Below are 1,874 nucleotides of genomic sequence, written 5' to 3'. Positions count from 1 at the left end.
GTATCGTGCCGAGACGTTGGTCTCGATGGCGTTGCCGGCGATGTCTTCGGCAACGACACGAAACCGGTTGACACCATCGGCAAACCGAATGGCATCGATTTGGAAACTTGCGATCTGACTTGCGTCATCGACCATTCCAGATACAGTCGGATCGTTGGTCAATCGATCGGTATCGGAAACGCCCGTGTCGCGTTCCAATGCCAACTTGATTTGGGGGGCGGAAAGGTCGGGAGCGTCGTATCGTGCCGAGACGTTGGTCTCGATGGCGTTGCCGGCGATGTCTTCGGCAACGACACGAAACCGGTTGACGCCATCGGCAATCCGAATGGCATCGATCTGGAAACCGCCGTCGCTCGCTGCGATGGTTTCCGCGATGGCGGTTTGCGAGTCCAATCCGCGATAGATGCGCACCGTTGCATAGGCGTCCGTCGAACCCGAGAGGACACCGGAGTCCGAGTTCAGCGGCGGCAGTTGAAGATCGGCAACAACCGAATTCGGCGGCGTCGTGTCGATGGAGACATCGAGTGCGGCACCGACGGCGCTGACGTTCCCGGCGACGTCGGTCACCAACGCGGTGATCACGTGGTTCCCTTCAGCTATTCCCGCCAACGTGACTTCGCCGGCGCCTTGGGGTAACAGAAATTCGGCATGCGGATTCCCGTCAACGAAGAATGCCACGTTGGCCAGTTCGGGAACATCCAGAGAAACAACCAGCGAGGTAGCGTGGGTGATTCGATCGGTCCAGTCGCGACCGTGATCGCTGTCGGCAGAAAGCCGCAATTCCGGCGGGACGTCGGGTGCGGTACGATCAAGGACAAACGAAATCGATTCCGCCCGGGACGCATTGTCGTATTGGTCGACCGCGACCAGGGTGAAGGTGACGTTGCCATCGTCGAGTCCCGTGCCGATGGCGTGTTCGATCGCGGCCGCGGAAAGATAAAAGGTGTCTCCGGTGATCGCAGCGGAAACATCAAGCGGTCCGGTTGTTTGTTGCGTCGATTGTTCGGCGGATGTTGATGCGACCGTCAAGAACAACCCCGTCACGTTCGATTCGTCGTTCAGCGCGCCGCTGAGGGAAGGTGAGGCAGTGACGGCGTCGGTTTGGTAACGCCCTGTGTCGTCGGCCAAGGTGAAAGCGATCGTGGGCGAATTGGATTCCAAACGCGGGCGGAACACATTGATGCTGCGCGGCCGCTGGTTACCCAAGGCATCGGCTGCGGTGACGGTCAATCGATTGGGGCCGAATCGCAGCGGAACACCATCGAGCCGAAAGTCGCCGGCGGCATCGGCAACGGTTGTTTGGAGACTGCCCGCGACCGAGACAACCGCGCCGGGTTCCGTTTTTCCGATCAGTGAAATGAAATCGCTGTCGGTCGTCTGGTCACCCAGCGTTCCGGTGTCGCTCGCGGGATCCAATCGCAACGATTCGATCAGCGGAGCGGTGGTGTCGATGGTGATGGAAAGTGACGATGACGTTGCGCTGCGATTGCCTGTCCGGTCTTCCGCAGTGGCGGTGAACGAGAACGTTCCGTCGCCGAGCGAACCCAGGTTCAGCGGGAAGTCGACCGGGCTTTGTGCGATGCCCAATCCGACTTCACGACCGTCGCGGTACAACCGAACGATACTACCGGTCTCGCCGATCGAGCGGATGACGACACGCGGATCCGCAACGGTACGCGTTGACGTGACGTTGCCATCGCCGTCCAACAACGTGGGCGTTGTGGGGATCGCCGGTGCGGTTTCATCGATTACGAATTCGACGTCGCCCGGTTTCGATGCGTTGCCGTACCGGTCGACTGCCACGAAGGTCAGCGTCTGATCGTCCGGTGCAAGCGTTTGGCCGGCGATCGAATACAACTCCGTTAATGGCAACT

The 1,874-nt window shown here is 60.0% G+C and carries 1 protein-coding gene; it reads right to left on the bottom strand.

What is annotated here, in order from left to right; genetic code table 11:
- Window positions 1-1,874, bottom strand: a 1,874-nt coding sequence (locus ABX749_RS31415; protein ID WP_372899505.1) for an Ig-like domain-containing protein, incomplete at both ends; no start/stop codon positions are given.

Origin of the sequence: Stieleria sp., assembly GCF_041595215.1 — a bacterium.
GTDB classification, from domain to species: Bacteria; Planctomycetota; Planctomycetia; order Pirellulales; family Pirellulaceae; genus Stieleria; species Stieleria magnilauensis.
The sequence above is the reverse complement of the archived record's forward strand: the minus strand, read 5'-3'. Positions and strand labels throughout refer to the sequence as shown.